The sequence below is a fragment of the Burkholderia sp. Z1 genome (assembly GCF_014893795.1).
GTDB lineage: Bacteria > Pseudomonadota > Gammaproteobacteria > Burkholderiales > Burkholderiaceae > Burkholderia > Burkholderia theae.
On the sequence record NZ_JACFYL010000001.1, the window covers coordinates 2361801 to 2388258 of the forward strand.

Below are 26458 nucleotides of genomic sequence, written 5' to 3' on the forward strand. Positions count from 1 at the left end.
TGGCAACGCGAACCAAGGATCGATCATGAACCGTTCGTCGCGCGGGAAATTCCCGAGTCCGTTCGAAGTCGCGGTGCCACCGGGATGCGAAGGCTGGCAGCGGCTCTATCCGTACTATCACGTCTTCAGTGAAGAACGCCGGACCTCCGAGGAAAGCCGATTCTGGTTTGCGGACCGGATACATCATGCCGAGCCGCTGTACCCGTTCGACGCGATCATCTGCGAAGCCATCTGGGTCGCGTTATCGCAGTACAACACGCGTGTCTTCGTGATGCCGTCCGCGCTCGGTATCGACCAGCGCATCGTGAACGGATACCTGTATCTGAGTCCGACCGCGGTCACCGACCCAGCATTGATCGCGCAACGCACCGAACATTTCACCCGGCGCGCCGGATATTACTTCGAGCACTGGGACGAACTCTATGAGCAGTGGCTGCGCAAGACCCGCGCCCATATCGAAGCGCTCGCAGCGATCGAGATCCGCGATCTGCCCGAGCTCGAAGCGGAGGCCGTCGTCACCGAAGGCCAAGGCGTGGCCTCGGGCTACCATCTGCTCGAAGCCTACAACCGCACCATCGAGAACCTGCTCAAGGTCTGGCAATACCATTTCGAGATGCTGAATCTCGGCTACGCCGCCTACCTGACCTTTCTGGAATTCTGCAAGCAGGCCTTTCCGGGCATTTCCGACCAGAGCGTCGCACAGATGGTGTCCGGGATCGACGTCCTGCTCTTCCGTCCGGACGACGAATTGAGGAAGCTCGCGCACCTTGCCATCGCGCTCGACATCGCACCCGTCGTCAAGCAAATCGCGCCGCCGTCGCAGATACTCGCCGACCTGCAGGAGACGGAGAATGGCAGGCAATGGTGCAGCGCGCTGGAACAAGCGAAGCAGCCCTGGTTCCATTTCTCCACCGGCACGGGTTTCTATCATCACGATCGCAGCTGGATCGACGACCTTTCCTTTCCGTTCGTCGCGCTGCGCAGCTATGTCGAGAAGCTCGAACAAGGCGAGACCATCGAACGCCCCCTCGACGCCATTCGCAGCGAACGCGACCGCATCACGACCGAATATGCGCAGCTCGTGAAAAACGACGAGGACGCGAAGGTGTTCGCGGATCTGCTGAACCTGGCCCGAACGGTGTATCCGTACGTCGAGAACCACAACTTCTTCGTCGAACATTGGCACCACACCGTCTTCTGGCAAAAGATGCGCGAGTTCGGAAAGATCCTCGTTCAGCACGGCTTCATCGCATCGACGGACGACATCTTCTTTCTGAACCGATACGAAATTCAGGCGGCGCTTTACGACCTGATCACCGCATGGTCGGTCGGTGCCGACGCAAGAGGGCCGCGCATCTGGCCCGACGAGATCGCGCAGCGCCGCGAGATCTACCAGCGGTTTCGTCAGTCGTCCCCGCCGCCCGCACTGGGAACGCCGCCCGAATCGATCACGGACCCGCTCATGATCATGCTCTGGGGCATCACTCAGGAGACCGTCATCAACTGGCTCGGGATCGAGTCCGCCGACGGCGAGCAGCGGGAGCTGAAGGGCTGCGCGGCGTCGCCCGGCATCGTGGAGGGGCCCGTACGCGTCATCAATCGCACCGAACAGCTCAACGAAGTCCAGCCCGGCGAGATTCTCGTGTGCCCGGTCACCTCGCCCAGTTGGGCCCCCGTCTTCAGCCGGATCAAGGCCACCGTGTCGGACGTCGGCGGCGTGATGTGCCATGCCGCCATCGTGTCGCGCGAGTATGGTTTGCCGGCGGTCGTCGGCACCGGATTCGGGACCCGGCTGATCAAGACGGGACAGCGCATTCGCGTCAACGGCGATGCGGGAACCGTGCAGATCCTGTCATGACATCGCCGTCGAACGACGCGGGGGCATGGATCCGCCCGCTCTCCGAATGCAGCCTCGCGCTGCTCGCTCATGTGGGCGGAAAAAATGCGAGGCTGGGCGAACTGACGCGCGCCGCCTTTCCGGTTCCGGCGGGTTTCGCCGTCGCGACCGACGTGTACGCGGCGTTTCTCGATCAACCCGCGAGGCAAGCGCTCGACAGGTTGCTGGCCCGCGTCGTCGTCGACGATCTCGCATCGTTGACGAATACGAGCCGCGCGATACGACAGCTGATCGAATCCATCGAGATTCCGCGAGCGTTCGAGGTCGCGATTTCCGACGCTTATGCAAGGCTGTCCAGCGACTTCGGGGTCGCCAATCTTCCTGTCGCCGTACGCTCGAGCGCCACTGCCGAATGCCTCGCGCACAGCAGCTTTGCCGGACAGCAGGAGACCTACCTGTGGGTACGCGGCGCCGACAACGTGCTGGGCAGGATCCGGAAATGCTGGTCCAGCCTCTTCACGCCTCAGGCCATCGCCTACCGGCAGAAGGTGCGCTTTCCGCACGAAAACGCGTTGATCGGTGTCGGCATCCAGAAAATGGTCGACGCCCGATCGGCCGGCGTCCTTTTCACGCTGAATCCCGCCAACGGTGATCGCTCGAAGATCGTGATCGAAGCCAACTGGGGCCTGGGAGAAAGTGTCGTCACGGGAGAGGCCACACCCGATCGCTACGTGGTCGACAAGGTCACGCTGGAAGTCATCGAACGGCACCTGTCTTCGAAGCAAGTCGAATACACAATCGATCATGAAAAGGATCGGGTCTGTCGCGTGCCGGTTCATGCCGACAAACGACACACGGCCTGTCTCGACACGGACGAGATCGTCGCGCTGGCGCGCATCGCGAAGCGGATCGAACAGCACTTCGGCGTTCCGCAGGACATCGAATGGGCAAGCGACCGCCATCGGTCTCGTCCCGATGACCTGGTCATTCTGCAAAGCAGGCCGGAAACCGTCTGGCACAAGCAAAAGCCGCCGCAGATCATGGAAGCGCAGCCGAATGCAGTCGGTTATGTGTTGCACGGAATCGCGCGCAAGATTCAGCCGCCGCCGATGTCGAAACCGTAGGGCCATTCTTCGCAGCGAGGGATCGAATGCTTGAAACCGGCCAGTTCTTTTGCCTCCTGGGCGTGGACGCCAGCGGCAAGACGACACTTCTGAATGCCATTGCCGATCGTTATCCCGACATCACGATCGCGCACTGGAAGCAGTTTTCGTCGGTCACGATGTTTCCCGATCTGCTGCCGGATCTGGATCCGCCGGAGACGTTGCGACGCCTGGGCCCCCATTCGCGCGCTGCGCAGTTCTGCTACCTCGCCGCACTCGAGTACGACATGATCATCGGTCCCGCCTTGGCGATGCACCGACCGGTCATCGTGGATTCGTACTGGTACAAGTTCGCGGCCAAGATGAAGCTCCTGGATATGGCTTCGCCATTCCTCTATTCGGTGTGCCAATCGCTTCCGAAACCCGAGGCGGTGCTGTTCCTCGATACGCCGATCGAAATCGCGCATCAACGGAAAAAGGAGATGAACTTCTTCGAATGCAATGGCCGACCGGCCGATTTCGTCCCGTTTCAGCGTTTGGTCAGGTCCACCATGCTGCACCTCGCCGACGATGTCCCGCAGCTGCGCATCGACGGACGCGCACCCCTCGAAGCGTTGGTCCAGCAAGTCGTCGAGATCGTGCACCCGGAATGCGTCCGCACGCCGGTGCCGGCAAGGTGATCGGGCACCGCGCTCGGAACACGGTCATCGGACTGTCGAACCGGATACACATCGCACATGCCAGCCGTCATTGTCATCGGCGCAGGTATCGGCGGACTCGCGCTCGCCCTCGAGCTTCATGCGTGCGGGTACGCGTGCCAGGTATTCGAGGCGACATCCGACGTGCACGCCGCGGGCGTCGGCCTCAACATCCTGCCCTACGCATCGCGCGTGCTTCACCGGCTCGGGCTCGCATCCGAACTGGGCAAGGCGGCCATGCTGCCTCGCTCGTCGGTATACGCGAGTTCGGTCGGCCAGATTCTGTTGAGCGAACCGCTGGGCTTCGCAAGCGGCGCCGAATTCCCGCAGTATTCGATCCACCGTGAGGCGTTATTGCGCATTCTCCTGAATGCGGTTCGCCAGCGACTGGGGGCCGATGCCGTCCGGTTCGGACACCGGCTGGTTCGATTCGAACAGGACACGCGTGAAGCACGCGCGTATTTCGACTGCCGCGACACCGCCGCGTGCGGCGACATGCTGGTCGGTTGCGACGGCATACATTCCGCGGTCTGCCGGCAGCTCCATCCTGTTGCCGCGCCGCTCCGGCATTCGGGGATCGTCATGTGGCGCGGCATCACGACGCGCTTCCCCCTCCTCGACCAGCAAACGATGCTACGTTGCGGCCGGATCGAGACCGGCAAACTGGTCGCCTATCCCGTCCGTGACCCTGACACGCCCGACGAGATCGTCGCGAACTGGGTACTCGAGTTGCGCGACACGACCGCGACCGCGGAACGACACGCCGTCATCGAGCCCACCTCGGTGCCGGACGTATTCTTCTCATGGAAATTCGATTGGCTCGACGTGCGATCGCTCATCCTGAATGCGACGCAGGTCCTGAGGATGCCGATGACGGACCGCGATCCGCTGCCGCGGTGGAGCGACCGTCGCGTCACGCTGCTGGGCGATGCGGCTCATCCGATGTATCCCGTCGGATCGAACGGTGCGGGACAAGCGATCCTCGACGCCGCTGCGCTCGCGGCGTGCATCGACCGCGCCGGCATCGTCGACGGCCTGCGCGCATACGATGCATTGCGCAGTCCGAAGACCGCGGCAATCGTCACGCGTGACCGCGCGGGCGGGCCCGACATCGTGCTCGAGGCGATCCACACGGCGACACACGACGCTTTTACCCCTGTCGAAGAAACGCCGGCGCTCAGTCAACGGCTGCATAGCCTTTTGACCAGCTATCGCGCGAACGAAACGTGACGTGAATACGCTGCGGCACGCCCGGGGTCCAGCACGCGGTACGTTCGCGCCGTGAACAGCCGACAACGGCGCCAGGCGAATCACCTTTTTTCGTACCCTTTACTGCTCGCGGAAGTCAGGCGCACAATCTGCGCTGATATTGCGGCCCGGCGTCTTTCCCGGTCTTTCCGATTGTTCGCGCCGCCTCGATATTCGACAACCGGCTCACCAGGGTCGCAACGTGCGCCCTCCCATTCGGAACACCGCCATGAGCGACAAATCGTCAGGCAAGGTCGAAGAACTGGTGGCAGGCGGCAGCCGTCACCATCAGATTTTTCCAAGGCTGAATGAAAGGCAGTTCGCGCTGCTGGAGCGATACGGTGAACGACGCACACTGAAAGCGGGCGATGTGCTGTTCTCCGAAGGCGATCGGCACATTCCGATGTTCGCCATCCTCTCCGGGACGATCGAGGCGACGCGAGGCTCTGGAGACAGTCTCCATGTGCTCGGCACTCACGGCCCCGGCAGCTTCACCGGCGAGGTCGGAACCCTCGCCGGCCGCGCTGCGGTGGCGACAGCGCGTGCCACCAGTGATTGCGAAGTCATCGTTATCGAAGAGGAGTCGCTACGTGCGCTCGTCATTTCGGAAGCGGAGCTGAGCGAAACGATCATGCGTGCGTATATCCTGCGGCGCGTCGCGTTCATTCAGGATCAGAATGCGGGTGTTCTGGTCATCGGCAGCTCCGCCTCTGCCGCCACCTTCGGTTTGCGGCATTTCCTGAGCCGCAACGGCCAGCCTTCAGCCTACTTCGATCTTGATGAGCATGAGGAAGCAAAGGTACTCCTTGCGCGTTATGGCGCAACGGACGCTGACATACCGGTGCTCATCACGTCTCAAGGCAACACGCTAAGGCGCCCGACCAACCGGGCCGTGGCGGATGCGATCGGCCTGAGCCCCGACAGGTTGAATGGCGAACGGTTCGACGTGGTCGTGGTCGGCGCAGGACCGGCAGGTCTTGCGGCCGCAGTCTATGCGGCCTCCGAAGGGTTGAGAGTCGCGGTTCTCGACGCCAAGGCCCCGGGTGGCCAGGCGGGTACCAGTTCGAAGATTGAAAATTATTTCGGATTCCCGACAGGTATTTCCGGACAAGCGCTTGCCGGCCGCGGCTTGTCTCAATGTCGCAAATTCGGTGCCGAGGTCGGTGTACCGATCGAAGCACTCGGCATCGAATGCCACGGGGCACCGCCCTTTCACCTTCGTCTTGATTGCGACGAGCACGTGTATGCCCGTGCCGTCGTCATCGCGACCGGCGCTCGCTATCGACAACCGTCGCTGGCCCGTCTCGAGGAGTTTGCGGGGCGTGGAGTCTATTACAGCGCAACGTTCATGGAAGCCGCGTTCTGTGCCAATGAGGAGTTGATTATCGTCGGCGGCGGAAATTCGGCCGGCCAGGCAGCGGTTTTCCTCGCCGGATTTGCGCGTCACGTCCACATCGTGATTCGCGGCGACGGACTCAAAGCGAGCATGTCGAACTATTTGATCAGGCGGATTGACGCCGCTGCGAACATCACCGTTCATGTACGGACGCAGATCGTCGAGTTGCAAGGCGAGACACAACTTGAATCTGTCGTATGGGACAGGCAGGGGCATATCGAAGCGAAGCCGTTCCGGCACGTCTTCCTGTTTCTTGGCGCACAACCCAATACGGGGTGGCTCGGCGATTGTGTTGCGCTGGACAGGAACGGCTTTGTGCTCACTGGCCCCGATGCCATCGACAGATGGCCGTCAGACCGCCCTCCTCATTTTCTGGAGACGAGCCGACCTGGCATCTTCGCAGTAGGCGACGTTCGCAGCGGCTCGGTCAAGCGGGTTGCGGCCGCTGTCGGAGAAGGCGCTGCCGCTATTCAGTCCCTTCATCAGTATCTGGCTCTGTACGATTAACGCCTGATTGCAAGCGTCAAGACAAGATCGCCAACTGCGCGGAGTGCGAGTTGGCGATGGAAGCCGAGCCCGGTTGCAACATCGGATTTCGTCGCGGCGGTGCCGGACGAACACGCTACCCTGTTTGCGCGGCCGGCGGATGTCGACGTGTTTCCGCCGCCGATCGATTTTCCCGACCTGACTGTTCTGCAGTCCTGAGGTCAGTGGCTGAGGCAGCGGACGCATGCCGCCCGTCAACATCAATGTGCGCCGTGATCCCGGTCTCGCAGCACGTCCTTTGCCGCGAGCGCCGCATTGATTGCCCTCGGGAATCCGGCATAAGCGGCAATCTGCGTGACCACCTCCACGAGTTCCTCACGCGTGCCGCCAACGTTGAGAAAACCATGCATGTGAACCTTCAGTTGCGGCGTGGCCGAGCCCATCGCTGACAGCGCCGCCACCGTAATCAGTTCTCGCAGGACGAGATCGATACCGGTCCGCGAGTACACTTCGCCGAAGACGAATTCGATCACGAAGCGGCCGAGATCGGGGGCAATCTCGTTCAACGATTCGACCACCCGTTCACCAACCGCACCATCGACGGCCCTCAGCCCCGCCACGCCATCGTCGTAACGCGTCGTGCTCGGCGACACCGAGACCGGCGCAGCATCGACACCCTTCTCGCGGAACACGTCTCTCGCAGCCGACACGCCGTTGACCGCAGCCGGAAAACCGGCATAGACGACAAGGTGAATCATCAGTTCCACGATTTCGCGCGGCGAACAGCCAACGTTCAACGCACCCGCGATATGGAAGCGAAGCTGCGGCTCGGCGCCCCCCATCGCTGCAAGCGCGGCAACCGTCACGAATTGTCGCTGCCGCAGATCGAGTGCAGGTCGCGAATAGATTTCTCCATACGCGAAGCTGATCGCCATACGCGCCAGGTCCGGCGCAATGTCCTTCAAAGCCTCGCTGATCGAGGGCTGTTCTTTTTGTTCGACGGCCATCAAGTATTGGTGACCCAGTGCCAGAGTCGATTGAGCGTCTTGCATGATTCCCTCGCAAAGTCGAGTCGCGTTGTTGCAGCTCGTTGTGCGAACGATAACGACATCGCCGGCGGTGCGCTAATTCCTTTGGCGTGATACCTTTTCAGTATCACAAGGACCATGCGGAGCTTCCCCCAATGCAGTCAACCATCGAACTCTGGCAACTGCGATACTTCATCGCCGTGGCCGAGGAGCTGAGCTTTCGGCGTGCGGCGGAGCGTCTGTTCATTACACAACCGCCGTTGACGAGACAGATTCAGGCGCTCGAGGAAATCATCGGTGCGAGACTGTTCGAACGCGATCGCGGCGGCGTAAGACTGACCTCCGAAGGCACCTATCTACTGACCGAAGCCCGCAATCTTCTCGCGGTAGCCGACGCGACCTTCAAGCGAATCGGACAGCACATCGCGCTGGGCAATCGCGAGCTCAGGCTCGGTATCACCACGGTGCTGGATCCCGCGCTGTTTGCGTGGATCGAACCGGCGCTCAAGAGGCGCGACCCGGCACTCCGGTTGATTCAAAAGCGGCAATACTCGCAGGATTCCACCCGCGACCTCCGTGGCGGGTTACTCGACGCCGCGCTGATCGGCTTGCCGTCTGCAACGGACGGCCTTCGCGTCGAACGGCTGTTCGACGACCCGCTCGTAGCCGCACTGCCGGAAGGCCATGCATTGCGCAAACGACGGCGCATTTCCCTGCTGGAACTGGCCGGCGACCCGCTGTTCTGGCCGCAACGACGGATCAATCCGAGCTATTACGATCACTTTGAGAAACTCTTCCGGACCCGCGGCTTCCATCCTCGGCGCATCGCGGAGCCGACCGATCACCACGTGCTCCTCAGCCTGATCGCCGAGGGTCAAGGCGTTGCGCTGATTCCGTCATCGCTGAAATCGATTGCGCGTGACGGTGTGATCTATCGCGAGCTGCGGGAGCAGACAGACTTGCGGATCGAAGTGGCGATCGCATACATGCCCGACGCGCACGATGCATCGCTGCAGCAACTGATCGATGCGCTGCGATCGCACTATCGCATCGGCGTCGATGCAAATTCGAATGTGTGAGGGTCGCGCCGGAACGGCGCTGACAAGCGCCCCCTGCGAAGACACGAATTCGGCGTTCCAGAGGAAGCAATGGAACAGAGCGCTCCGACGCCGCCTTACGCGTCGAGCGCCGGGCTCGCCCACTGGGCGATAAAGTCGACGATTCTCTCTTCGATGCGACTCTCGACAGTACGCAGACGCAGGATGGGAATGCCGCTTTTCGCCAGAATGCCGTTCTTCAGCGCGTCCCGCGCCGCCTGATCGGGCCGGTCGTGGGACCCACCATCGACTTCGATCACCCCCAGCGGGGTCTTACCCACCTTGAAATAGATCACGAAATCGCAACTGGCACGCGCCATGAAGACCCGCTCGCGTTGAGTCAAATCCGGGGTGCTTGGTGATGCGATTTGATCCAGCTTGACTTGGCCGTGATACATCAACGCCCGGCAGGACGGATCGGACAGTGCCTCGCGCAGCAGTTGAGCCGCGATCTGCTCGGATCTGTAGCGTGAATCCTCGGACCGCAAGCGGGCGTTCAAGCGCGCCAGGGACTGGTCAAACTCGCGGTACAGCAGGTCAAAGGCCGATACCACGGGAGCACGCACGATCTGCTCGTCTTGCGCGTAATACGCCACATAGCGTATCAAGGCTGCGATATGACCGTTGCTGCCAGTAAACACATCATCGCCCGTCACCAGGGTGAAGCGGTGCTTGGCCCGCGACACCGCTACGTTGATCATGCGCGGGTCATCGACGAAATCCAGGCGTTTGCGCGCCTGGTTGTAGCTTTTCTTGTCCAGCACGGTAGAAAAGACGATCTCGTCGCACTCCCGACCCTGGAACTTGTGAACGGTGTCTTTGACGAAAGACGCCGGCAGGCGCGAATCAGAGAGGTTGACCTGTGCGCGAAACGGCGCGATGAAACCACGGCCGTCGCCGTCCAGTCCGACCGGCTCGCCCTCTTCGTCGAGCAGCTTGAGCAGGGAGTCCAGCTCCCGCAGGTTGGTGTTCTGGCGGGTGTGGTTGCCCTTGGCGGTCACCACGAGACGCAGTGGCGCCTCGCCCTTGTCCTCGGTCATGGGCACCAGCAAGTTGTCGTAAAACTGCTGATTGCAGAACTGAATGATCCTGGGATGGCAGCGGTAATGCTCCTTCAGCAGGGTTCTGGGCAATGCCTCCTTGAACACGCCGATGCACGAATCGAGCAAGCTGTAGCGCTCGCAATCGTAGGCGTCGGCGGGCGCCTGCAGGCCCAGCTTCACGGGAATATGCGCCAACTGGCGGTTGTCGCCGACCACGATCAGGTTCTTCGCGCAGCCAAGCGCAAGAATGCCCGGCACTATGCCCTGTAACGATGCCTCGTCGATGATCACGTAATCGAGGATCGCTCCCGGCGGGATCGAATTGACGATGGAATGCGTGCCACTGCCCAGGATCGGGAAACGCTGCACGAAATCATCGAACTTCTTGCGGTAAGTCTTGGCATCGAAGCTCTCTGTAATCTGGGGCAACCCATGCAAGTGCTGCTTGAGATGACGCATCGACGCCGTCTTCAATTCCTCCAGCAAGACGGTGAAATTCCCGCGTTCCAGCGATGCTCGGCACGCCTGCAGTTCAGCTTCCTTGTCTTGCAACGCCTTGTCGTAGTAGTGCATTTGCAGGGCATGGAAAACAGACAGGCGCGCGTCCCCCTGGACGAAGGGCGCGGCACGAAAAATCTTGAAGTTGAGCAGCAGCTCGATGCGATCCTTGAGGCGGATGCGCTGCTCGCCGAGATGAGCAAGGTAGGCCATCAGGTCCACGCTCTTGCGCGGCGACAGTCCGTACTTTTCGAGCGAGGCGGCGGCCTGCACTCCACTGTCTGCCTGCCACTGCTGCAGGTGGCGCCGCTCGACGATCAGCTCATCGAGTTCGACCTGCAGTTGCGCCGCCCGATTGTGATCGCGCAAGTGCTGCTTCAAACGGGCCAGCAGGGCCTGAATCTCGTCTAGAGTCGGTGCAGGCTCCGGCTCGCTCGATGGCAAAGGCGGCAGGCCGGCGAAGAAATCCTTGCGGTTGTTCTGGTTGCCGAGTTTGGCGACCAGATGACCGAGGCTGTATTTCTCCAGCTTCTCGTAGACGTTTTCGACGGCCGCATTGTTGTTGGATAACACCGCCACCGTCTGCCCGCGCAGCAGAATATTGGCGATGATGTTGAGGATGGTTTGGGTCTTGCCGGTTCCCGGCGGACCTTCGATCACACTCACCTGCGCGCTGAAGGCCCGCTCGACCGCCGCAAGCTGGCTCTCGTTTACCCCGAATGGATAAATCAAGCCTTTGCCCGCTGCCAGCACTCCGTTCCGTGCAGTGCAATAGGCATGCAAGGCGGTGTCTGCGCTGGCGGGCAGTTTTTCCAGTTGGCGGACCACATTGGCGGCGATCTCACGGTCACTATCCGACACCGCGCGATCCATTTGGGCATTCGCCACGGCCGCGAAATAGTGGAAGATCGGCGCCTCCTTCATCGCCGTCGGCGCGATGAGGCCGATGCCGTCCATCTTATGGATATAGGGCTGATCAGAGCCTGGATGGAACACGACGGCATACCGCTCGCCATAGATGGTTGCCTTGACAACGGGCCTGACGATCACGCTGCCGGGCTTGGTCAGCAACATCTCTCCCAGTTCACGAACGGGGGAGATGCGGCAGTCACTGAGCGGGTGTATGGCCCTCCCCTTCTTTAAGTAGGAGCACCTCAGTTGCAGGCCTTCGCTCTTATCACTCCAGATCGACCAGTTGGTGATCTCCGCGGTCTTGTCCTCGCCACCCACTTGGATAGAAACCATACATCCCCTATTCGTTCGCGAACGGCATCCGAATTCGTCCTCTCGCCGACTATCAAATGCCGTTATTTCTCAATGGGGGAATCATCTTGCCATCATTTTCTGCAACTCAGGCGTTGCAAACGTTGCATCGGCCGGATTGCTAGCGGCGACAAGCATTCAGTCATGCCGCCTGGAAAAGAAAAAGCCCGCATTTACGCGGGCTTATATATCGTCTGCTGCTCTTTAGACTTGGGACGACACCAGTCTCAACTCACCACTCACTCCCACTCGATCGTCGCCGGCGGTTTCCCCGAGATGTCGTACACGACCCGGTTGATCCCGCGCACCTCGTTGATGATCCGGTTCGACGCGCGGCCGAGCAGCGCGTACGGCAGGTGCGCCCAGTGTGCGGTCATGAAGTCGGTCGTCTGCACCGCGCGCAGCGACGTCACGTAGTCGTACGTGCGGCCATCGCCCATCACACCGACCGACTTCACCGGCAGGAACACCGCAAACGCCTGGCTCGTCAGGTCGTACCAGCTCTTGCCGACATCGGCGTCGCCGCACAGGCCGGCAGCCGCATCCTGCGCGGTCGCGGTCGTGTTGCGCAGCTCTTCGATGAAGATCGCGTCCGCGCGGCGCAGCAGGTCTGCAAACTCGCGCTTCACTTCGCCGAGGATCCGCACGCCGAGGCCCGGGCCCGGGAACGGATGGCGGTACACCATCTCCGGCGGCAGGCCGAGCGCCACGCCCAGTTCGCGCACTTCGTCCTTGAACAGGTCGCGCAGCGGCTCGAGCAGCTTCAGGCCGAGCGTTTCCGGCAGGCCGCCGACGTTGTGGTGACTCTTGATCGTCGTCGCCTTCTTCGTCTTCGTGCCGCCCGATTCGACCACGTCCGGATAGATCGTGCCCTGCGCGAGCCACTTCGCCTTCGACAGCTTCTTCGCCTCGGCCTGGAACACCTCGACGAACTCGCGGCCGATGATCTTGCGCTTCGCTTCCGGATCGGTCACGCCGGCCAGGTGGCCGAGGAACTGGTCAGCCGCGTCGACGTGCACGACCTTCGCATGCAGACGGCCCTCGAACATGTCGAGCACCATCTTGCCTTCGTTCAGGCGCAGCAGGCCGTGGTCGACGAACACGCAGGTCAGCTGGTCGCCGATCGCGCGATGAATCAGCGCGGCCGCGACGCTCGAATCGACGCCGCCCGACAGGCCGAGAATCACTTCCTCGTCGCCCACCTGCTCGCGAATCTTCGCGACGGCTTCCTCGATGTGGTTGCTCATGATCCAGTCGGGCTTCGCGCCGGCGATCTGCAGCACGAAACGCTCGATGATCTGGCGGCCCTTCACCGTGTGCGTGACTTCCGGGTGGAACTGCACCGCGTAGTAGCCGCGCGCTTCGTCGGCCATGCCGGCGATCGGGCAGCTCGGCGTCGACGCCATCAGCTGGAAGCCCGACGGCAGCTCGGCAACCTTGTCGCCGTGGCTCATCCAGACCTTCAGCATCCCGTGGCCTTCGGCCGTCGTGAAATCCTCGATGCCGTCGAGCAGGCGCGTATGGCCGTGCGCACGCATTTCCGCATAGCCGAATTCGCGATGGTCGCTCCACTCGACCTTGCCGCCGAGCTGCACGGCCATCGTCTGCATGCCGTAGCAGATGCCTAGCACCGGCACGCCGAGATCCCATACGGCCTGCGGCGCGCGCAGCTGATGGTCTTCGTACGTGCTCGCGTGGCTGCCCGACAGGATCACCGCCTTCGGCGCGAACTCGCGGACGAAGTCGTCGGACACATCGTTCGGATGGATTTCGCAGTAGACGTGTGCTTCACGCACGCGTCGCGCAATCAGTTGGGTGACTTGCGAACCGAAGTCGAGAATCAGGATTTTGTCGTGCATGGCTGCGGACGGGATGAAGAGAAAAAGAAAAGCAGCGCATCGAGCGCTGCGTCAATAGCATGGACAGCGGCGTCGGGCGGCAGGCGGCACGCACGACGCATGGCCGGTCAGTCCTGCGTCGGCGAGCGCTCGTCGAGTGCGACGGTGCCCGAGCCTGACGATGGACTGGATGCGGCCGATGACGGTGCTGCGGGCGCCGCGGGACGGCTGACGACCGGTTCGACACGCTGCGGTGCGGACGAGGACGCCGGCGCCACCGCCGGCTCGGCCGGACGCTGCGCCGGCGCGCGCGCCTCGAGCGCCTGCGCTTTCTCGCGCCGGCGCACGGCCGATGCGAGCCGCACGCCGCCGAGGCCGAGCACGATCAGCGCGACACCGGCCACGGCCGACAGCACCCTGCCGGCCGCCGCGAGCGCGGGACCGCTGCCGGTGCCGATCGACCAGACGATCGTGAGTACGCCGGTCAGCCAGTACACGTGGCCGACCGAGCGCGCGACGGGCGCCGTGAGGTCGCCGTTGAACGCCGCATGAAACGCGAGCCACGCGAGCCCGAGCAACGCGATGCCGAACGCCTGGCCGAGCATCGCCGGCTGGATGTTCGCAAGCTGCAGCGCGTTGAAGAGCGCCTGCCAGGGCGTCAGCACGAACAGCACGCCGAACGCCAGCAGCAGTACGGCATCGATGATCAGCACGGCTCGCAGCAGCGGTTTCATCGGCGATCAGTCCACGTGGTAGTTCGGCGCTTCCTTCGTGATCTGCACGTCGTGCACGTGCGACTCGCGCATGCCCGCCGCGGTGATCTGGACGAATTCGGCCTTGTCGTGCAGCTCGTCGATCGAACGGCAACCGCAGTAGCCCATGCTGGCGCGCACACCGCCGACCAGCTGGAACAGGATCGCGTTGACCGAGCCCTTGTAGGCGACGCGGCCTTCGATGCCTTCCGGCACGAGCTTGTCGATGTTCGCCGAGTTGTCCTGGAAGTAGCGGTCCGCCGCGCCGTCCTTCATCGCACCGACCGAACCCATGCCGCGGTACGACTTGTACTGGCGGCCCTGGTACAGGAACACGTCGCCCGGTGCCTCTTCGGTGCCCGCGAACATGCTGCCCATCATCACCGCGTTCGCGCCGGCCGCGAGGGCCTTCGACACGTCGCCCGAGAAGCGCACGCCGCCGTCGGCGATGCACGGCACGCCCGTGCCCTTCAGTGCGTCCGCGACGTTCGCGATCGCGCTGATCTGCGGCACGCCGACACCCGCGACGATCCGCGTCGTGCAGATCGAGCCCGGGCCGATACCGACCTTGACCGCGTCCGCGCCGTATTCGACGAGCGCCTTCGCGGCGGCGGCCGTCGCGATGTTGCCGCCGATCACTTCGACGTGCGGGAAGTTCTGCTTGACCCAGCGGACGCGCTCGAGCACGCCCTTGCTGTGGCCGTGCGCGGTATCGACGACGATCACGTCGACGCCGGCCTGCACGAGCAGTTCGACGCGCTCTTCGTTGTCGGCACCGACGCCGACCGCCGCGCCTGCGCGCAGCTTGCCGTGTTCGTCCTTGCACGCGTCCGGGTGCTCGGTCTGCTTCGTGATGTCCTTGACGGTCATCAGGCCGCGCAGTTCGAACGCGTCGTTGACGACCAGCACGCGCTCGAGGCGGTGGCTGTGCATCAGCGCCTTCGCTTCGGCGAGCGGCGTGCCTTCCTTGACCGTGACGAGACGCTCGCGCGGCGTCATGATCGACTTGACCGGCTCATCGAGGCGCGTTTCGAAACGCAGGTCGCGGTTCGTGACGATGCCGACGAGCTGCGGGCCTTCGACGACCGGGAAACCCGAGATGCCATGCTGGCGCGACAGCGCGATCACGTCGCGCACCTTCATTTGCGGCGGCACCGTGATCGGATCGCGGACGACGCCCGATTCGAAACGCTTGACCTTCGCGACCTCGCGGGCCTGTTCGGCCGGCGTGAGGTTCTTGTGGACGATACCGACACCACCCTGCTGCGCCATCGCGATCGCGAGGCGACCTTCGGTGACCGTATCCATGGCGGCGGACACGAGCGGCATGTTCAGGGAGATGTTGCGGGTCAGCTTGGTCTTGAGGCTGGTGTCGCGCGGCAGAACGTCGGAGAAGGCGGGAACGAGGAGCACGTCATCGAAAGTGAGTGCTTTTTGGATCAGACGCATGGCAAATCCTATGGGCGCAAAAGCGAATTATACGCGAAGCGCTGCGAATTTTCACAACACGAACAACGGCTTAGCCGTTTCCAGGCGTTCGGGGGCCGAATCGTTCGGATCGCCGTTCGGTTCGTTTTCGATCGCCTTTCGTTTCACCGCCGCATCGAGCCATTCGCGCAAACGGCCGCGCCGCGGCACGCGCGGCTGTCGCGGCCGGGCCACGCGGCGGTGACGGCCGCGGTCGCACACGGGCCGGCGACGCACCGCAGCGGCCCGCAATACGGCTCGCTTCCCCGGTCTTACAGCAGCCCGGCCGCACGCGCGATCATCGCGATGCCGCCCCCGATCGCGACGCCGCCGACGATCCGCGCCACACGCCCGCCGGCCGGTGCAAGGCGCTCGGCGGCGATCGCGACCGTCACCGCGGCCATCACGCGCAGATCCATCACGCCGGCCGCCAGCGCGATCGCCATCAGGTTCCCGCAACAGGCGCTGCAACGCATGGCCGCTCGCACGCCGTGCCGCCATGCGGCGCCCGTATCCACGCGTGGCACGCACGCGTGCGGCGCCGCGTGCCGACAGCAGGCCAGCCGCCGCGCCTTCCACGCCGAGAACTGCAGCACGCCCGCGCCGGACACGACCGCGCCGGCCGCGAACGGCATCATGCGGGCCAGTGCCGGCAGCCGCGCCGCGGCAGCCGTCAGCGCGCCGCCGGCCGGAAATGCAAGCGCGCCGAACGCCATCCATACCGAGAAATACCCGGCGCCCGCGACGACGACGAGCCAGGTCGAACGCGTCGCGGCCAGCGGACCGACGTGCTGCCGGTACTGCCAGAGCGTCGGCGCAAGCACGGGCAGCATCATCGTCACCGTCATCGCGCCCCACATGGCGGCGAATGCCGCGAACGCGCGGCCGGCGCCCCAGCCGCACGGCCACAGCCAGGTCGCCGAGATCATCCAGCCGCCGGGCATCGGTTCGCCGCCCATCGCGGCCATCGACGCGTGCTGCGCCAGCGTCGCCGTCGCGGCAACGGCGAACACGGCCAGGAGCGCCACCGCGAATGCCCGCGAAGCGGGGCCCGTATCACCGGCTGCCGGCTGTGTCATCGCACGCTCCGGTCCGTCGCCGGCACGCGCTCAGCCGCGCGCGTACTCGTCATGGCGGCGCCACCAGGCGCCCGCCTCGTTACGCCCGAGCGGCGCGCGATCGAGCCACTGGTACATCCCCCACAACCCGTCGAGCCCGCGCGCATAGGTCGAGTACGTGTGATAGACGACGCCATCCTCGCGCACGAACGCGCTCATCCCTGGCCGGTCGAGCGAATACGTGGCCGCGTCGGTGCCGCAGGTCGCCGCGAACTGCGCGACCACCGGCGGCGGCGGATCCATGTCCATCGCATGGCCCGACCGCGCGTAGTTGTATTCGACGTCGCCCGTGCGCTGCTGCGTTTCGGTGAACGACACGTTGAAGTCGAAGTTGAAATCGCTGCCGACCGACGACGCCCACGGAAAGGTCCACCCCATCCGCTGCCGGTAGGCGAGCAGCTTCGCGAGCGGTGCGCGCGACACGGCCGCGAGCGTCACGTCGTGGTTCGCCAGGTGCACGGCAAAGCCGGCGAAGCCGTCGGCAAGCGCCGAGCACGACGGGCAGCCGGCCTTGTAGTCGGGGCCGAACATGAAGTGATAGACGAGCAGTTGCGAACGGCCGCGAAACAGGTCGTCGAGCGTCGCCTGTCCGTCTTCGGTGTCGAACCGGTAAGTCTTGTCGACGCGCACCCATGGCAGTGCCTGGCGCCGCCGCGCGAGTTCGTCGCTTTGCCGCGTCAGCGCCTTTTCCGCGTCGAGCAGCGCCCTGCGCTCGGCCAGCCATTCGTTGCGTGTTCCGGTGAGATGGGTCGTCATTGCGGGTGCCTCCTTCCGTTGGGTATTCAGGCACGGCGTACGGGGCCGTGTGCGTGGTGCTAGATTAGTGCCGGGCATCGGACCGAAGGGAGTGACAAGTGTGTCGGGATTCGAATGGATTCGCTGATCACGGCAGCCGCGCGCGCGCTCGCGGCCGGTGACGCGCTCGGCGCGCTGAACCGCGTCGCGCTGCGCGACGATGCGCCGGCGCTCGCGCTGCGGGGCATCGCGATGGCGCAGCTCGGCGATTTCGAGCGCGCGCGCGTACTCGTGCGCAGTGCCGCGCGCGCGTTCGGCGCGAAGGAAGCCGTGGCGCGTGCGCGCTGCGTCGTTGCGGAAGCGGAGATCGCGCTAGCGTCGCGCGATCTCCGCTGGCCGACACGCGCGCTCGATGCCGCCTGCGCGACGCTCGACGCGCACGGCGACCATGCGAACGCCGCGCATGCACGTTATCTCGGCGTGCGCCGGCTGCTGCTGATCGGTCATGTCGACGATGCCGAACGGATGCTCGCGAACCTCGATCCCGCACCGCTGCCGGCCGCGTCGCGTACCGCCCACGAGCTGATCGCTGCCGGCATCGCGATGCGCCGCATCCGCACGCATGTGGCCCGCGCCGCGCTCGTCCGTGCGCGCGCGGCCGCCCGCGACGCCGGCATCGCCGCGCTGACGGCCGAAGTCGACACCGCGGCACGCGTGCTCGATGCACCGGCCGCGCGACTCATCGCGCGCGGCACGTCGCGACTCGTGCAGCTCGACGAAGTCGAAACGCTGTTCGCGTCAAATGCGCTCGTCGTCGATGCGTGCCGCCACACGGTGCGCGACGCCCGCACGACCGTGTCGCTCGCGCGGCGCCCCGTGCTGTTCGTGCTCGCCCGTGCGCTCGGCGAGGCATGGCCGGCCGACGTGTCGAGAAACGCGCTCGTCGCCGCCGCGTTCCGCGCGAAACATGCGGACGAATCGCATCGCGCGCGCCTGCGCGTCGAGATCGGCCGGTTGCGCGCGGTGCTGCGGCCGCTCGCGAACGTCGTCGCGACGCCGCGCGGCTTCGCGCTCGAACCGCTCGGCGTGCGCGAGACCGTCGTCCTCGCACGCCCGGTCGACGATCGCCACGCGGCCGTGCTCGCGCTCCTCGCCGACGGCGAGGCGTGGTCGAGCTCCGCGCTGGCGCTCGCACTCGGCGCGAGCCAGCGCACCGTGCAACGCGCGCTCGACGCGCTCGCCGAAGCGGACAAGGTGCAGGCGCTCGGCCGCGGCCGCGCGCGCCGCTGGCTGACACCGCCGCTGCCCGGATTCGCGACCACCTTGTTACTCCCGGCGCCGCTGCCGGGAGATTAGGATGACCTCACCGAACCACGAGGTGACGAACATGAAACGCTCCAGCGCAGACATCATTCGCGAATACGGCCCGTTTCCGGGCGTCGACGGCGTGCACGGCGTCACGTTCGACGGGCAGCACGTGTGGTACGCATCCGGCGACAAGCTGAATGCGCTCGATCCGGAACGCGGCACGACCGTTCGCTCGATCGACGTCGCCGCGCATGCGGGCACCGCGTTCGACGGCCGCCACCTGTTCCAGATCGTCGAGGACCGCATCGAGAAGATCGATCCCGAATCGGGCCGCGTACTCGCGACGATCCCGGCCCCCGGTGGCGGCGCCGACTCGGGGCTCGCATGGGCCGAAGGCACGCTGTGGGTCGGCCAGTACCGCGAACGCAAGATTCATCAGATCGATCCGGAATCCGGCGCCGTGCTGCGCACGATCGAGTCGAACCGCTTCGTCACCGGCGTGACGTGGGTCGACGGCGAGCTGTGGCACGGCACCTGGGAAGCCGACCAGAGCGAGCTGCGGCACATCGATCCGCGCACGGGACAGGTGCTGGAACAGGTCGACATGCCGCCCGGCGTCGGCGTGTCGGGGCTCGAATCCGACGGCCGCGACCGTTTCTACTGCGGCGGCGGCAACAGCGGCAAGCTGCGCGCCGTGCGGCGGCCGGCGCACTCGCAGGCGCGCACGTCGGGCGACGGCGCGGGAGCCACGCACGATCCGGCAGACGCCTGAGCCGCCGCCAGTCGCCGCGCCGCCGCGCGCCGAGTGCAGGATTGAACAAGACGCCGTCGGGACGGCGTCGCTAACATGCCCGCTCATCAGTCATTTGTTCGGAGCGGTCGATGCAGCGCGGTGTGGTTTATGGTGTCCTGGCCGGTGCCATGTGGGGCATGGTGTTTCTCGTCCCGCGGCTGCTGACCGATTTCTCCCCGCTGCTGCTGAGCGCCGGCCGCTACACGATGTACGGCCTCGTCTCGCTCGCGGCCGCGCTGCCGGCCGCCCGGTCGCTGCTCGCGCGGCTGACGCGCGAGGATCTCGTCGCCCTCGTGAAGCTCGCCGTCGTCGGCAACGTCGCGTACTACATGCTGCTGTCCGGCGCCGTGCACCTGATCGGCATCGCGCCCAGCTCGCTGATCGTCGGCGTGCTGCCCGTCACCGTCACGCTCGCGGGCCTCGGCGACCACGGCGCCGTGCCGCTGCGGCGGCTCGCCGCGCCGCTCGGGCTGGTGATCGCGGGCATCGTCTGTATCAACGTCGACCTGTTCACGTCCGAGGCCGCGCACGCGACGACGCTCGGCCAGAAGCTCGCAGGGATCGCTTGCGCGGCGGGCGCGCTTGCAAGCTGGACCTGGTACGCGGTCGCGAACGCGCGTTACCTGCAGCGCCATCATCATTTCGGCGGCAACGAGTGGTCGGTGCTGTGGGGCGTCGTGACCGGCCTGATCGGCGGCCTCTGCTGGATCGCGATCCTCGCGCTGCCGGCCGGCACGGTGCAGGCGGCCGTCCCGGCCTCACGCTGGCAGCTGTTCTGGCTGCTGAACCTCGTGCTCGCGATCGGCGCGTCGTGGCTCGGCAACGGACTGTGGAATGCCGCGTCGAAGCGGCTGCCTCTCACGCTGTCGGGCCAGTTGATCGTGTTCGAAACCGTGTTCGCGATGCTTTATGCGTTCGTGTACGACCAGCGGATGCCGCACGCGCTCGAAATCGCCGCGCTCGTGCTGCTGCTCGCGGGCGTCTACGGGTCGGTACGACAGCACGGCGACACGCCCGCCGGCGGCAATACGCCGGGCAGCGCATCGGCAAACGCAAACGCCGCGGCCCACTGAGCGCCGCGGCGTTTGATCAGACGAATCGGAACGAAAGGCGCGAAACCGAGCGTGTCAGCGCGCGTCCTTGTGCATCCACTTGCGCCCCTCGACGGAGCCGGCGCGGCGGGATTTGTCGACGCGTCGCTGTCGCGCGAGCTTCGGATCGACGATCAGCGGGCGGTAGATCTCGACACGGTCGTGGTCGGCGAGCGGCGCATCGAGCGGCGTGAGCTTGCCGTACACGCCCGTCTTCGCGTGCGCGAGATCGATCTCCGGGTGCAGCGCGAGCACGCCGCTCGCGTCGATCGCCGAGCGAACGGTCGCCCCTTCGGGCAGCGACAGCGGAATCAGCGTCTGGCGGTCCGGCCGCGCATAACAGACTTCGATCGACAGCATCGCGTCACCCCTTCCCGTAGCGCTGGTCCGCGCGCTTCACGAACGAATCGACGAACGTGTTCGCGATGTGGCTGAACACGGGCCCGATGATCTTCTCAAGCAGAATGCTCGAAAACTCGTAATGCAGCGCGAATTCGATCTTGCACGCATCGGCGCGCAGCGCCGTGAAGCGCCACGTGCCCGTGAACTTCTTGAACGGACCGTCCGTGAACTCCATGTCGATCCGCGTCGGGCGCTCCTGCGTGTTGCGCGTCGCGAAATGCTGCTTGATGCCCTTGAAGTTGATGTCGATGCGCGCTTCCATCCCGCTCTCGTCCTGACGGCGAATCTCGACGCCGCCGCACCAGGGCAGGAAATTGGGGTAGTCGGCCACGTCGGTGACGAGGTCGAACATCTGTTCCGCCGAGTGACGGATCAATACGGTTTTCTGGACATCTGCCATAAATCGCGCGGCATCGCTGAAGGTGGGAACGCAAGCCGGGCGATTCTCGCCCCGCTTTGCTAAAATCGTGATTTTAAACGAGTTGGCCCAATCCATTCATGAGCATCATCGACAACAGGAAAGCGCACTTCGATTATCACATCGAGGAACGCTACGAGGCGGGGCTCGTGCTGGAGGGCTGGGAGGTCAAGGCGCTGCGCGCCGGGCGTGGCCAGATCAGGGAAGGCTACGTCGTGGTGAAGAGCGGCGAGATCTTCCTGATCGGCACCCACATCAGCCCGCTGCCCGAAGCCTCGACACACATCACGCCCGACCCGGTTCGCACGCGCAAGCTGCTGCTGCACCGCGACGAGATCAAGAAACTGATCGGCAAGGTCGAGCAGCGCGGCTACACGCTTGTGCCGCTGAACTTCCACTACAAGGGCGGTCGCGTGAAGTGCGACATCGCGCTCGCGAAGGGCAAGAAGCTGCACGACAAGCGCGAAACCGAGAAGAAACGCGACTGGGAACGCGAAAAGGCACGCATCATGCGCGCCGGCACCTGACGCGCGCAACCCGCATCACAAACGACACGGCCCGCTCGAAGCGGGCCGTGTTGCTTTGGGTTCCTGAATCGTGCGCGCCGGTCACCCGGAGGCTGCCAGCGGCATTCGGCGCGCAACGCCGGTGGTTTCGACTGGCGATTCGTGCCGAAGGCACCCTACGGGCCCCAGCCGAACTCGCCCGGCTGCGCGACGATTCGCCGCACGCGGATCGCCGCATACTGCGGCCACCCGCGCACCGGGCGCACCGGCTCAGCCCTTTCCGCCCGCGGCCGGCGACGCGCTCTTGACGATCGTCAGCGCCGACGCGACCGCGGAACCGAGATCCGACAGGTTCGACGGCACGATCAGCGTATTGCCCTGCTTCGCGAGATTCGCGAACGCGCCGACATACTGTTCGGCGACCTTCAGGTTCACCGCGTCCATCCCGCCCTGCGACTGCATCGCGTTCGCGATCTTCTGGATCGCCTGCGCGTTCGCCTCGGCCACGGCAAGAATCGCGGCGGCCTCGCCTTGCGCCTGGTTGATCGCGGCCTGCCGCTCGCCCTCGGATTTCTGGATCGCCGCCTCGCGAGCGCCCGACGCGAGGTTGATCTGCTCCTGCTTGCGGCCTTCGGAGGCGGCGATCAGCGCGCGCTTTTCGCGCTCGGCGGTGATCTGCGCCTGCATCGCGTGCAGGATTTCCTTCGGCGGCGTCAGGTCCTTGATCTCGTAGCGCAGCACCTTCACGCCCCAGTTCGCGGCGGCGTCGTCGAGCGCCGACACGATGCTGTGGTTGATGAAGTCGCGCTCCTCGAAGGTCTTGTCGAGCTCCAGCTTGCCGATCACCGAGCGCAGCATCGTCTGCGACAGCTGCGTGATCGCGAACACGAAGTTGCTCGACCCGTACGACGCCTTCATCGGGTCCATCACCTGGAAATACAGCACGCCATCGACCTGCAACTGCGTGTTGTCGCGCGTGATACAGATCTGGCTCGGCACATCGAGCGGAATTTCCTTCAGCACGTGCCGGTATGCGATGCGATCGACGAACGGCAGCACGATATTGAGACCGGGCGACAGCGTCGCGTGATAGCGCCCGAAACGCTCGAGCACCCACGCATGTTGCTGCGGCACGATCTTCACCGTCTTCGACACGATCACGATCGCGATGACGAGCAGGACAACCCAGATGATCAGCGAATCCATGAAGCGTTCCCTCCTTGTTTTATCAGCGGACAATCAGCCCGCGGGTTTCGCCACGACCACGAGACAGTTGCCTCGTACGGCGCTCACCTGATACACACGCGCGTCGTCGCGCTCGCCGTTCGCCAGCTCGACGTCCCAGTCGGCACCGCGATACTGCACGCGCGCGCGGCCGTCACGCCACGCATCGACCATGACGGTCGAGCCGATATCGAGATTGACGTCGGGATTCGTCGACGTGTCGCGCTTCTGCTTGCGGCCGAGCCCCGAACGGCGCAGCACGATCATCGCGATGATCGCGACCGCGGCAGCCGCGCCGAACTGCACGTGCGGCGCGAAACCGGCCAGCTGCAGCAACCCGCCCGCGAGAAAGCCGAGCGCGATCATCAGCAGGTAGAACGTGCCCGTCAGCAGCTCGGCCACGACCAGCACGCCCACCGCGACCCACCAGAACAGATGCCCCGACATCATTGTGGTCTCCAGAAAAACGTCCCCAACGCGCACCTGCGTTGCATGGGCCCGGATTATGCGCCGAAGCACGACTCCGGATCGACCCGTTCGCCGCCCCCGAGAGGACGGTCGGCACGTTGGGAGCGGCCCGGTGCGTACCGACAAACAAAAACACCCCGGTGCCTACCGGGGTGTTTATAGCATGAACCTTGCATTTTGCCTTCATCGAAAGAGTAGCGGTGCCGCCCTTTCGCCGAAGATGCATTACCGGCCGTTACTTCCGGTTGGCCAGCGCCTGCCACGTTTCGATGATCGTGTCGGGGTTCAGCGAGATCGACACGATGCCTTCGTCGGTCAGCCATTGCGCGAAGTCCGGGTGATCGGACGGACCCTGGCCGCAGATGCCGACGTACTTGCCCATCCGGCGGCAGGTATCGATCGCACGCTTCAGCAGGAACTTGACAGCCGGATCGCGTTCGTCGAAGTCGACTGCCAGCAGTTCCATGCCCGAGTCGCGGTCGAGGCCAAGCGTGAGCTGCGTGAGGTCGTTCGAGCCGATCGAGAAACCGTCGAAGTGTTCGAGGAACTCTTCGGCGAGGATCGCGTTGGTCGGGACTTCGCACATCATCACGAGGCGCAGGCCGTTTTCGCCGCGCTTCAGGCCGAACTTCTCGAGCAGGCCGACCACACGCTCCGCCTGCTTCACGGTACGCACGAACGGCACCATGATCTCGACGTTGGTCAGGCCCATCTCGTCACGCACGCGCTTCAGTGCACGGCATTCCATCTCGAACGCCGGCGCGAAGTCTTCGGCGATGTAGCGCGATGCGCCGCGGAAGCCCAGCATCGGGTTTTCCTCATCCGGCTCGTAGCGCGAACCGCCGATCAGCTTCTTGTACTCGTTCGACTTGAAGTCGGACAGACGCACGATCACGGGCTTCGGATAGAACGCCGCGGCGATCGTCGCGACACCTTCCGTCAGCTTGTCGACGTAGAACTGACGCGGCGACGCGTGACCGCGCGCGACGCTCTCGACCGCCTTCTTCAGGTCCTGGTCGATGTTCGGGTACTCGAGGATCGCCTTCGGGTGAACGCCGATGTTGTTGTTGATGATGAACTCGAGACGCGCGAGGCCCACACCGCCGTTCGGCAGTTGCGAGAAGTCGAACGCGAGCTGCGGGTTGCCGACGTTCATCATGATCTTGACCGGGATTTCCGGCAGTTCGCCGCGCTGCACTTCCGTGACTTCCGTCTCGAGCAGGCCGTCGTAGATCTTGCCTTCGTCGCCTTCCGCGCACGACACGGTGACGAGCGCGCCGTCCTTCAGGATGTCGGTCGCGTCGCCGCAGCCGACCACAGCCGGCACGCCGAGCTCACGCGCGATGATCGCCGCGTGGCAGGTCCGGCCGCCGCGGTTCGTGACGATCGCAGCCGCGCGCTTCATCACCGGCTCCCAGTTCGGATCGGTCATGTCGGCAACCAGCACGTCGCCCGGCTGCACGCGTTCCATTTCCGACGGATCCTGGATCACGCGCACGGGGCCCGCGCCGATCTTCTGGCCGATCGCACGGCCCGTCGCCAGCACCTGCGACTGACCCTTCAGCTTGAAGCGCTGCTCGGCCTTGCCGGTCGCCTGGCTCTTCACCGTTTCCGGGCGTGCCTGCAGGATGAAGATCTTGCCGTCGCGGCCGTCCTTGCCCCACTCGATGTCCATCGGACGCTGGTAGTGCTTCTCGATGATGACCGCGTACTTCGCCAGCTCGATCACGTCTTCGTCGGTGATCGAGTAGCGGTTGCGCTGTTCGTGCGGCACGTCGACCGTCTTCACGCGGCCCGGCTCGCCCGGCTGCGTGAATTCCATCTTGATCAGCTTCGAGCCGATCGAGCGGCGGATGATCGGGTACTTGTCCTGCGCGAGCGTCGTCTTGAACACATAGAACTCGTCCGGGTTCACCGCGCCTTGCACGACGGTTTCGCCCAGGCCATAGCTCGACGTGATGAACACGGCGTCCTTGAAGCCCGATTCGGTGTCGATCGTGAACATCACGCCGGCCGCGCCGACGTCCGAGCGGACCATGCGCTGCACGCCGGCCGACAGGGCGACCTCGGCGTGCGTGAAACCCTTGTGCACGCGGTACGAGATCGCGCGATCGTTGTACAGCGACGCGAACACGTGCTTCATGCGGTCGAGCACGTCCTCGATGCCGACGACGTTCAGGTACGACTCCTGCTGGCCGGCGAACGATGCGTCCGGCAGGTCTTCCGCGGTCGCGGACGAGCGCACGGCAAACGACAGCTCGCTCGGCGAGCCGTTCTTCAGGACTTCGAACTGCGCGCGGATTTCCTGCTCGAGGCGCGCCTGCATCGGTGCGTCGACGATCCACTTGCGGATTTCGGCACCGGCTTCGGCGAGCGCCTTCACGTCGTCGATGTCGAGGGACTCGAGACGCTTGGCAATCCGATCGGTCAGGTCGTTGTGCGTGAGGAAATCGCGGAAAGCGAGCGCGGTCGTGGCGAAACCGGTGGGTACGCGAACGCCAGCCTCGGAAAGCTGGCTGATCATCTCGCCGAGCGACGCATTCTTGCCGCCCACGATCTCCACATCGGTCATCCGCAACTGCTCGAACGGAATTACATACGCCTGGTCCTTTGCGACGTTTGCTGCGTTAGTCATACAAGC

22 protein-coding genes are annotated in these 26458 nt (G+C 64.5%); 10 read left to right on the top strand and 12 right to left on the bottom strand.

Annotation, left to right across the window (positions count from 1 at the left end):
• Positions 1 to 25 precede the first annotated feature (25 nt).
• From H3H55_RS10935 to H3H55_RS10955, 5 genes are all read left to right on the top strand, one after another.
• Positions 26 to 1858, top strand: a complete 1833-nt coding sequence (locus H3H55_RS10935; RefSeq protein WP_193098608.1) for a PEP-utilizing enzyme — start codon at positions 26 to 28, stop codon at positions 1856 to 1858.
• Positions 1855 to 2961, top strand: a complete 1107-nt coding sequence (locus tag H3H55_RS10940) for a PEP/pyruvate-binding domain-containing protein (RefSeq protein WP_193098609.1) — start codon at positions 1855 to 1857, stop codon at positions 2959 to 2961. The genes H3H55_RS10935 and H3H55_RS10940 overlap by 4 nt, the downstream gene beginning before the upstream one ends.
• 26 nt (positions 2962 to 2987) lie before the next feature.
• Positions 2988 to 3620 carry a dTMP kinase gene (locus H3H55_RS10945; protein WP_193098610.1) on the top strand — a complete coding sequence of 211 codons (633 nt, stop codon included), beginning with the start codon at positions 2988 to 2990 and terminating at the stop codon, positions 3618 to 3620.
• Between the two features lie 57 nt (positions 3621 to 3677).
• Complete coding sequence (locus H3H55_RS10950; RefSeq protein ID WP_193098611.1) at positions 3678 to 4868, top strand: FAD-dependent monooxygenase; 1191 nt, start codon at positions 3678 to 3680, stop codon at positions 4866 to 4868.
• Positions 4869 to 5115: 247 nt separating this feature from the next.
• Positions 5116 to 6789, top strand: coding sequence for an FAD-dependent oxidoreductase (locus H3H55_RS10955; protein ID WP_193098612.1), 1674 nt, complete (start codon positions 5116 to 5118; stop codon positions 6787 to 6789).
• 239 nt (positions 6790 to 7028) lie between these two features.
• On the opposite strand, the gene H3H55_RS10960 is transcribed toward H3H55_RS10955, so the two are convergent.
• Positions 7029 to 7820: a carboxymuconolactone decarboxylase family protein gene (locus H3H55_RS10960; protein WP_193098613.1), complete on the bottom strand. Its 792-nt coding sequence runs from the start codon at positions 7818 to 7820 to the stop codon at positions 7029 to 7031.
• A gap of 131 nt (positions 7821 to 7951) precedes the next feature.
• On the opposite strand from H3H55_RS10960, the gene H3H55_RS10965 reads away from it, so the two are divergent.
• The gene (locus tag H3H55_RS10965; RefSeq protein WP_193098614.1) at positions 7952 to 8875 is read left to right on the top strand and encodes a LysR family transcriptional regulator; all 924 of its coding nucleotides are present in this window, start codon (positions 7952 to 7954) and stop codon (positions 8873 to 8875) included.
• A 95-nt stretch (positions 8876 to 8970) separates the two neighbouring features.
• Here H3H55_RS10965 and H3H55_RS10970 read toward each other — a convergent pair whose 3' ends face one another.
• The 6 genes from H3H55_RS10970 to H3H55_RS10995 all read right to left on the bottom strand — a co-directional run bounded on the left by H3H55_RS10970 (position 8971) and on the right by H3H55_RS10995 (position 17628).
• On the bottom strand, positions 8971 to 11679 hold the full coding sequence (locus H3H55_RS10970) for an AAA domain-containing protein (protein WP_193098615.1): 2709 nt from the start codon (positions 11677 to 11679) through the stop codon (positions 8971 to 8973).
• Positions 11680 to 11936: 257 nt separating this feature from the next.
• Entirely contained in the window at positions 11937 to 13556 is a 1620-nt protein-coding gene (gene guaA, locus H3H55_RS10975) for a glutamine-hydrolyzing GMP synthase (RefSeq protein ID WP_193098616.1), read from the bottom strand.
• A 107-nt stretch (positions 13557 to 13663) separates the two neighbouring features.
• A complete protein-coding gene (locus H3H55_RS10980) occupies positions 13664 to 14269 on the bottom strand; it encodes a hypothetical protein (RefSeq protein WP_193098617.1) in 606 nt (201 codons plus the stop codon).
• 6 nt (positions 14270 to 14275) lie between these two features.
• Positions 14276 to 15736, bottom strand: a complete 1461-nt coding sequence (gene guaB / locus H3H55_RS10985) for an IMP dehydrogenase (RefSeq protein ID WP_048248592.1) — start codon at positions 15734 to 15736, stop codon at positions 14276 to 14278.
• 290 nt (positions 15737 to 16026) lie between these two features.
• Positions 16027 to 16833 (bottom strand): DUF2182 domain-containing protein, encoded by an 807-nt coding sequence (locus tag H3H55_RS10990; protein ID WP_193098618.1) that lies wholly within the window; start codon positions 16831 to 16833, stop codon positions 16027 to 16029.
• A gap of 30 nt (positions 16834 to 16863) precedes the next feature.
• Positions 16864 to 17628, bottom strand: coding sequence for a DUF899 domain-containing protein (locus H3H55_RS10995; RefSeq protein WP_193098619.1), 765 nt, complete (start codon positions 17626 to 17628; stop codon positions 16864 to 16866).
• 114 nt (positions 17629 to 17742) lie between these two features.
• Here H3H55_RS10995 and H3H55_RS11000 point away from each other — a divergent pair, with 114 nt between their 5' ends.
• The 3 genes from H3H55_RS11000 (at position 17743) to H3H55_RS11010 (ending at position 20781) form a co-directional block, all read left to right on the top strand.
• Entirely contained in the window at positions 17743 to 18963 is a 1221-nt protein-coding gene (locus H3H55_RS11000; RefSeq protein WP_193098620.1) for a helix-turn-helix domain-containing protein, read from the top strand.
• 31 nt (positions 18964 to 18994) lie between these two features.
• The gene (locus tag H3H55_RS11005) at positions 18995 to 19687 is read left to right on the top strand and encodes a DUF5074 domain-containing protein (RefSeq protein WP_193098621.1); all 693 of its coding nucleotides are present in this window, start codon (positions 18995 to 18997) and stop codon (positions 19685 to 19687) included.
• Between the two features lie 110 nt (positions 19688 to 19797).
• Complete coding sequence (locus H3H55_RS11010; protein WP_193098622.1) at positions 19798 to 20781, top strand: DMT family transporter; 984 nt, start codon at positions 19798 to 19800, stop codon at positions 20779 to 20781.
• Positions 20782 to 20835: 54 nt separating this feature from the next.
• Here the strand turns inward: H3H55_RS11010 and H3H55_RS11015 are convergent, their stop codons facing one another.
• Positions 20836 to 21159 carry an RnfH family protein gene (locus H3H55_RS11015; RefSeq protein ID WP_193098623.1) on the bottom strand — a complete coding sequence of 108 codons (324 nt, stop codon included), beginning with the start codon at positions 21157 to 21159 and terminating at the stop codon, positions 20836 to 20838.
• A 4-nt stretch (positions 21160 to 21163) separates the two neighbouring features.
• Complete coding sequence (locus H3H55_RS11020; protein ID WP_048248602.1) at positions 21164 to 21601, bottom strand: type II toxin-antitoxin system RatA family toxin; 438 nt, start codon at positions 21599 to 21601, stop codon at positions 21164 to 21166.
• Positions 21602 to 21699: 98 nt separating this feature from the next.
• Here H3H55_RS11020 and smpB point away from each other — a divergent pair, with 98 nt between their 5' ends.
• Positions 21700 to 22146: an SsrA-binding protein SmpB gene (gene smpB, locus H3H55_RS11025; protein WP_048248603.1), complete on the top strand. Its 447-nt coding sequence runs from the start codon at positions 21700 to 21702 to the stop codon at positions 22144 to 22146.
• 249 nt (positions 22147 to 22395) lie between these two features.
• Here smpB and H3H55_RS11030 read toward each other — a convergent pair whose 3' ends face one another.
• From H3H55_RS11030 to ppsA, 3 genes are all read right to left on the bottom strand, one after another.
• The gene (locus H3H55_RS11030) at positions 22396 to 23331 is read right to left on the bottom strand and encodes an SPFH domain-containing protein (RefSeq protein ID WP_048248604.1); all 936 of its coding nucleotides are present in this window, start codon (positions 23329 to 23331) and stop codon (positions 22396 to 22398) included.
• A 33-nt stretch (positions 23332 to 23364) separates the two neighbouring features.
• A complete protein-coding gene (locus tag H3H55_RS11035) occupies positions 23365 to 23799 on the bottom strand; it encodes an NfeD family protein (RefSeq protein ID WP_048248606.1) in 435 nt (144 codons plus the stop codon).
• Positions 23800 to 24052: 253 nt separating this feature from the next.
• Positions 24053 to 26452 (bottom strand): phosphoenolpyruvate synthase, encoded by a 2400-nt coding sequence (ppsA, locus tag H3H55_RS11040; RefSeq protein WP_129512419.1) that lies wholly within the window; start codon positions 26450 to 26452, stop codon positions 24053 to 24055.
• Positions 26453 to 26458 lie beyond the last annotated feature (6 nt).